This window comes from Flavobacterium sp. (assembly GCF_036515215.1).
Lineage (GTDB): Bacteria > Bacteroidota > Bacteroidia > Flavobacteriales > Flavobacteriaceae > Flavobacterium.
Map to the genome: position 1 here is coordinate 1 of NZ_DATBVQ010000171.1, position 7207 is coordinate 7207.

At 40.8% G+C, this 7207-nt stretch carries 7 protein-coding genes and 1 pseudogene; 7 read left to right on the forward strand and 1 reads right to left on the reverse strand.

The window, feature by feature from the left end; all coding sequences use genetic code 11:
- On the reverse strand, window positions 1-255 hold a 255-nt coding region (locus tag VIH09_RS11540), incomplete at its 3' end, for a TetR family transcriptional regulator (protein WP_331581104.1).
- A gap of 105 nt (window positions 256-360) precedes the next feature.
- Here VIH09_RS11540 and VIH09_RS11545 point away from each other — a divergent pair.
- The 7 genes and pseudogenes from VIH09_RS11545 to VIH09_RS11575 all read left to right on the forward strand — a co-directional run.
- A pseudogene (locus tag VIH09_RS11545) lies at window positions 361-513 on the forward strand (NADP-dependent oxidoreductase); the annotation flags it as partial.
- A 259-nt stretch (window positions 514-772) separates the two neighbouring features.
- On the forward strand, window positions 773-1357 hold the full coding sequence (locus VIH09_RS11550) for a C40 family peptidase (protein ID WP_331581106.1): 585 nt from the start codon (window positions 773-775) through the stop codon (window positions 1355-1357).
- Between the two features lie 151 nt (window positions 1358-1508).
- On the forward strand, window positions 1509-1961 hold the full coding sequence (locus VIH09_RS11555; protein WP_331581109.1) for a hypothetical protein: 453 nt from the start codon (window positions 1509-1511) through the stop codon (window positions 1959-1961).
- Between the two features lie 387 nt (window positions 1962-2348).
- Entirely contained in the window at window positions 2349-3596 is a 1248-nt protein-coding gene (locus tag VIH09_RS11560) for an efflux RND transporter periplasmic adaptor subunit (RefSeq protein WP_331581111.1), read from the forward strand.
- An 11-nt stretch (window positions 3597-3607) separates the two neighbouring features.
- On the forward strand, window positions 3608-4372 hold the full coding sequence (locus VIH09_RS11565; RefSeq protein ID WP_331581113.1) for an ABC transporter ATP-binding protein: 765 nt from the start codon (window positions 3608-3610) through the stop codon (window positions 4370-4372).
- Window positions 4369-5589, forward strand: a complete 1221-nt coding sequence (locus VIH09_RS11570; protein ID WP_331581115.1) for an ABC transporter permease — start codon at window positions 4369-4371, stop codon at window positions 5587-5589. Before VIH09_RS11565 ends, VIH09_RS11570 begins: the two co-directional genes overlap by 4 nt.
- Window positions 5590-5971: 382 nt before the next feature.
- Window positions 5972-7207 (forward strand): TonB-dependent receptor (locus VIH09_RS11575; RefSeq protein ID WP_331581117.1); only part of this gene is annotated, 1236 nt, incomplete at its 3' end.

The following is a 7207-nucleotide window of genomic DNA, read 5'->3' on the forward strand; positions in this document are numbered from 1 at the left end:
TTTCTCGATAGGCTCAAGACTTTCGGCCAATAAATTTTCTATTTGAAATTTTAAGTCCGTAGTTCTGAAAAGAATAAGGGATTCCAGTAATCGTTCTTTGGACCCGAAATAATAGGAAACCATTGCGACGTTAATTTTCGCTTCTTTGGCAATGTTTCGAATCGAGGTGCCATCAAAACCCTTTTCGGCAAATAGGGTTTCAGCCACTTGAAGTATCTGGATTTGCTTCTCGCTAAAGGTACTGCTTGATGACATAAATTAAAATATCAGGCAAAATTAAACAAGCGTTTAAATTAAACGCTCGTTTAATTTTGGTTTAACACAATTTTAACAGGAAGTTCTCGGCCCTTTTTTTGTTAATTCCCGGAAGCCATACAACAATTGGCGACATGACTCCAGCTAGGAAAATTGACCTATGCCGAAATAGTGATGGAATGTTTCGATTAGATTCCGAAAGCTTTTATCGATCTGTTTGATGGAAGGAACAAAGGCAAAATGGTCGTTAAGATTTAACGAATGCATAGAAATAAACCCAAAAAACCAGTTGCCGATTTTTTTGAGCGACTGTTTTTGCTTTAAGATTATCTTCCCTAATCAGTTGGACTTTTTTTATTTCGCCTCAAATCATTAAAATTTGGTTAGATTTGTAAAGTACAATAATGCAAATCATACTCTTAGGCGATTGTGGAACAGGTGTTAATTCTACAGCATTTTGCAAAATTTAAATCTCGTCAATTCCTTTTTCACTATGAAATCTAAAAATATAAACCGCTTGAAATGGACAACAACTATTGCTTTACTGTTGATAGTTTTAGGGAGCTTTGCCTACGGTTCATGGCGAGGAGATAGAGGGAACGGAAACAAGAGGTTTCCAGAGAAGACAGAAACGATTTTAAAAGATACTTTGTCAGAGCCAACTAAAGCTTTAGAACCTGCTAGCACAATGACAGAGCCAACTAGTGGTTCTCTTTCAGTAAGGGACAGTATTGTAAGCTTCGGAAGCGGTTTATTGGGAACGCCTTATGTCGAGGCCGGATGCAGCAGGGATGGTTTTGATTGTTCCGGATTTGTTTATTTTGTTTTCCGACACTTTAAAATCGAGGTTCCGCGTAGCTCTTCGCAATTTGAGAATTTCGGGCAAGAAATCGATATTGATAATGTAAGGAAAGGGGATATTTTACTGTTTTTAAGTCCCACAAGAAATGTAATAGGCCATTTGGGTATAGTTTCAAATCCAAATGGAATGGAAAGCGATTTCATCCATGCGACTTCCGGCCGCGAAATGAAAGTGGTTATTACAAGCCTAAAAAAGCCGGGCTATACTCGCAGATTCGTAAAAGCGATACGAGTCTTATAAAGTTCATCATTAAGCAAACTTATAAAGACACCGATACCAGGGTTTTAAAGAAGTCCCTGCTGGGAAATTGACTTGATTTCTCTGCCGGAGCCAACGCAACACCGCTGAAGAATAAACAATAAATCTTCATAACTTATACCAATAAAATAAAATGAGAAATAAAATAGATAAAAACCGTATTCTGGAAGAATGCAGGCAACATCAGCTTGAATTAATTAACAATTATAAAGAACGAGAGGCGGAAATAAATGAAGATACCTTCAGCCAAAATGAATCTGCCAGCCAGTCTGAAGATCGCAGGGCCGGAAAATACGAATTGTTGAAAGTCCTGGGAGACGAACTGTCTTTTGCCCAAAAGGAACTCTCTTACCTAGATTCATTAGACGTCGCAAAGGAAAGTTCTCACGTAGAACCTGGAGCAATTGTAGTAACTGAAAAATTAACTTTTTTCATCGCGATATCCAGCGAAAAAATTGAAATAGATGGACAGACAGTCATTGGTATTTCGACCAAAGCACCTATTTATGAAAAAATGAGGGGATTGTCAAAAGGAAGTTCATTCCAATTTAATGAAACGGATTATGTTATCGAAGATTTGTATTAAGAGTTAAAAGATGCGAGAACATACATTTTGGTTTTTGTCGTAAGATAATGAAAAGTCGAATTTCCACTTGGAAACTATCGCTTTGCAAATAATGGTGCGTTTTCCGGAAAAGCTGCTTCCGGGAAACATTGCGCATAATTACATGGCTATCAATAATATAATTTTTTAAATTGTAAAAAAAAGGTTTTAATTTTCCCCGGATTATCTGTTCCCTTTCAAAAAAAAATCTTAAATTTAAGTATAATTTAACAGCTGACCCCATCGCTGTTTTTTGAAGCTATTGTCGTTCGATGAGATAGCTGCCGTTTTTGTTTTTGACAGTTGTTTTTATCAAAAAATAATATATTTTTCCGAAAGTGAATTCTTTTCAACTATAAAACTGTCAAAATGAAAAAAAAGACACTGATATTGCTTTCCGTTTCGGTTTTCGTTGTCGCGGCGGCACTTTACTTTTTCCTTTCGAAAGATAAGGCCAAAAACATTAATTTTGTAACGGCAAAGGCACATTACGGATCAATTGCTAAAAGCGTGACGGCAACAGGAACGATTCAGCCACTGGATACCGTTTCGGTGGGAGCTCAAGTTTCGGGTGTCGTGAGCAGTATTTATGTTGATTTTAACGACGTGGTCAAAAAGGGTCAGCTTTTGGCTAAGATAGATTCTTCGATTATGAGGGCACAGGCCGAACAGTCTATGGCAAATCTGGCCACTGCCAAAAGCAACCTGATATTACAGGAAAGCGATTTTGAAAGGCAAAAGTACTTATTCGACCGCGGAATAATTAGCAAGGCTGAGTATGAGTTATCAGAAAATCAATATCATACTGCCGAGGCCGCAGTTAATAGTGCGAACGCGCAATTGAAAATAGTCACAAGGAACTTATTCTACACCAATATTTATTCCCCCATTGACGGTGTGGTCCTGAACAGGAACGTAAGTGCGGGCCAGACCATCGCTTCCAGTTTTAATGCGCCAACCTTATTTGTAATCGCCAAAGATCTGACCAAAATGCAGGTTCGTGCGGCGGTGGATGAAGCAGATATTGGCGGAGTGAAATCAGGGCAGAAAGTGAGCTTTACCGTTGATGCTTTCCCTGATATCTTTAAGGGAACCGTAGAGGAAGTGCTTTTGCATCCATCGGTATCGGCAAACGTGGTGACCTATAAGACTCTAATCAATGTTCAAAACCCCGATTTGAAACTCAAACCCGGCATGACTGCAAACATAAACATCTACACGGCCGAAGACGACAATGTCTTATTGATTCCTTCGAGAGCCTTAAACTTCAAACCGGATTCGACCGTAATGACCAGTTTTAGGGTTGTAAAAGCGGAAAAAGGAATTGCGTATTCAAACGAAAGCGCTGGGTCAGAATCCGTTTCACAGGCAGCTAATAATAGCTTTCAAAATGCCTACGTATGGACCAAAGTGGGCGATACTTTGAGGGAAAAAAAGATAAGTATTGGTCTTAACGATGATGCTTTCGTAAAAGTGATTGGAGGACTCTCAAAAGGTGAAGAGGTAATCACTGCTGCCGCGAATGATATCAGTGGTGATAATGCCGATAATGTGCAGAGGAGCCCTTTTATGCCTAGGATTTCTAGAAGAACTTCCAAAAGTTCGTCAAACAATTAAAAGCAGGAGTCATGAGTTCAGCGATATTGGAAATACAGAACCTGAAAAGGGAATTCAAAATGGGAGGAGATGTGGTTAAAGCAATTAACGACGTCAGTTTCTCCATTAATTCCGGGGAATTCATTACCATTATGGGGAGCAGCGGCTCGGGGAAAACGACTTTGCTGAACATTTTGGGCTGTTTGGACCAACCGAGCTCGGGACACTATTTTCTGGAGGGTATTGATGTCAGCACACTCAGCAAGAATGAGCTGGCACGACTTCGTAACCGCAAGCTGGGCTTTGTATTTCAGTCGTACAATTTGTTACCCAGGACTTCGGCCATTGAAAATGTCGAGTTGCCACTGCTTTACAATCCTGATATTTCGTCAAAAGAGCGTCAGGAAAAAGCGATGCAAGCACTCGAGGAGGTAGACCTTTTGAATCGGGTTCACTATCGGCCTAGCCAGTTATCCAGCGGTCAGCAACAGAGGGTAGCCATAGCGAGGGCCTTGGTCAATAACCCGATATTGATTCTGGCCGACGAAGCCACAGGTAATCTGGACACCAGAAATTCCTACGGGATTATGGCACTGATGCAGGAACTAAACGAAGTGCAAGGAAAGACGATTGTCTTTATCACCCATGAGCCCGATATTGCCGCTTTCAGCAAACGCACCATTACGCTGCGCGATGGCAGAATCATAAAGGACAGTATCAATACAAATGTGCGGAACGCTAAGCAAGATTTGGAGGATCTCCCTGAAATTGATGAATCGGCAACTGCTACCCAATGAAACTATCTAATCTTTTACGACTGGCCCTGAAGGCAATATTGCGCAATAAGCTGCGGTCGATTCTCACGATGCTCGGTATCATCATAGGAGTTGCATCGGTCATAGCCATGATTGCTATCGGCCAAGGCTCGAAACAAAGCATCCAAAGCCAGATTCAGGGCATGGGCAGCAATATGATTACCATCCGACCAAGTAGCACGGTTATAGGAGGAGCAAGAATTGACAATGCCAGCGTTCAGTCACTTACGGAGCAGGATGTAAAGGCCCTGCAAAAAGATTCCAAATACATAAGCGCGGTTTCCCCAGCCGCATATTCGGCAGGACAAATCATCAACGGCCCTTATAACATGTCGACCACAATGCAAGGCGTTTATCCCGAGTATTTGGATATCCGGGGCTGGCCTTTGAAGGAGGGCGTTGCCTTTACCGCACGGGACGTTAAGTCGGCCACAAAAGTTTGTCTGGTGGGACAAACCATCGTCAACAATCTTTTCCCCGACGGTGAGGACGTTTTGGGCAAAAGCATTCGTTTTAAGAGGATTCCGTTCAAAATAATAGGAGTTTTGACCAAAAAAGGGGAAAATGCCTTTGGACGGGATCAGGATGACGTTATCCTCATCCCCATTACGACCTTGCAGAAAAGAATCTTGTCCAGCATTTATTACCAAACTATTTTTGCCTCAGCCATTGACGATAATGCCACAAAAAATGCAGTTCTGGAGATTCAGAAAGTGTTACGCAGCACCCATAAAATACCCCGCGGAATGGAGGATGACTTTACCGTACGGACACAGGCGGAGCTAATCAGCACTTTTTCATCCACGAGCCAAATCCTGACGGTGTTGCTTACCGTCATTGCAGGGATATCTTTGATAGTGGGAGGTATCGGTATTATGAATATCATGTACGTTTCGGTAACGGAGCGCACCAAGGAAATCGGTCTACGGATGTCTTTGGGCGCAAGGGGCGTCGATATCCTGATGCAGTTTCTGATCGAGGCCATTATGATAAGCATCACTGGAGGGCTGATCGGAGTAATCGTAGGGATAAGTGTCAGCAAAGGGGTCACTTATTTTATGCATTGGCCTACCTTGATTACCCAATCATCGGTGGTGCTTTCCTTCCTGGTTTGCTTTGTCACGGGCGTTTTTTTTGGATATTACCCTGCACTAAAGGCTTCCAGATTGAATCCAATCGAAGCTTTGCATTATGAGTAGATGCTCTTTTTGCGAATTGCAATTGGAAATGATTGGATGCAATAATTGACATTTGTCGATCAAAAGTAATACATTTTTCTTTTATAGCCAGTGCAGGGGAGAAGCGAATCGACGAATTAAATGGCTTCGACCAAACTAAATATCTGATAGTTAAACTTATACTTGCCGTTGGATTCCGGTGCTCGTGCAGAGGAGTCATTCATCGGAATAATTTGGAATTTTAAATCAACAAGAGGCAATGTTTGTAGGGCTTTTTAATATTAAATTTAAAAAATGTGTTATTTCTAAAAATTAAAATAAAAATGTAAAATTTTAAGTTTTTTTTAAGGAAAACACATAAGTTTGTGCCCATCACTTTATGAAACTATCAAAAAAACAATTTATGAGATTTAACCAATTTATTTTAGGCCTATTATTTTTGATAATTGGACCTGGGGCAATGAATGCCCAAACAATCAAAGGGATCGTGACGGATGAGAATGGACGAGCTTTGCCATATTCTAATGTTGTGGACAAAGCTACATCGCAAGGCGTGACCACGGATGGTAACGGTGCTTTTGAAATTAATGTAAAGGCATTGCCTGTTACATTGACCGCAAAATACGTAGGATTCCAAAATAAAAGTATTGAGGTAACAAATGCTGGCGCTGCAATTGTTTTTAAGCTGGATCCAAATAACAGCTTAGATGAGGTTGTTGTTACAGGAAATAGGTCAAAAGTGCGAAGCGTACTAAATTCGGCGGTTCCGATCGATAAGCTTTATGCGGAAGATCTTAAATCGAGCGGACAAGTTACATTTGACAAAATGTTAGCTTACAAAATTCCTTCATTCAATTCGAGCACTCAGGCTATTTCTGATGCGACAGCACATTTTGACCCGGCAGATTTGCGCGGCTTAGGACCAAGTCGTACCTTAGTTTTGGTAAACGGAAAAAGAAAAAATCAAAGCGCATTGGTTTATATCAATGATACTCCCGGAAAAGGTGAGGTAGGAACAGATATGAAAAGTATACCTTTTTCTGCAATCGAAAGAGTTGAAGTACTACGCGACGGAGCCTCCTCTCAATACGGCTCTGACGCTATTGCAGGGGTAGTTAATATTATCCTTAAAAAACAAACTAATTTTACGGAGGTAAGTCTTACTTCAGGAGTAACTTCACAAGGGGACGGTTTCAATTTTGGAGCGGACCTTAACTCAGGATTTAAAATTGCTGACAAAGGTTTCGTGAATTTTAATCTTTCTTATTTGGACCAAAAGAAAACGAACAGAGCAGGAAAGCCAGGAAAAGACGATTTGTTTGGAGTAGCCGCAGATGATGCACAATGGGGAGATTGGTTGAGTAGAAATCCAGACCTAGGGATGACTATAGGACAGCCTGATTCTAAAATGGGTGCTTTAGTGGTGAACGCTGAATATCCGCTTTCTGATAAAACTACACTTTACGCTTTTGGAGATATTAATGTTAGAAAAGGGACTAGTTTTGCGTTGTATAGAGCCCCGTACTGGATTTCAGACCCGAACAATTTATTGCACGATGCAGGTACTACTTATAATGGTTTCCAACCTACATTCAACACGGATGTGTTTGATAATCTAGGGTCTATTGGAATAAGATCT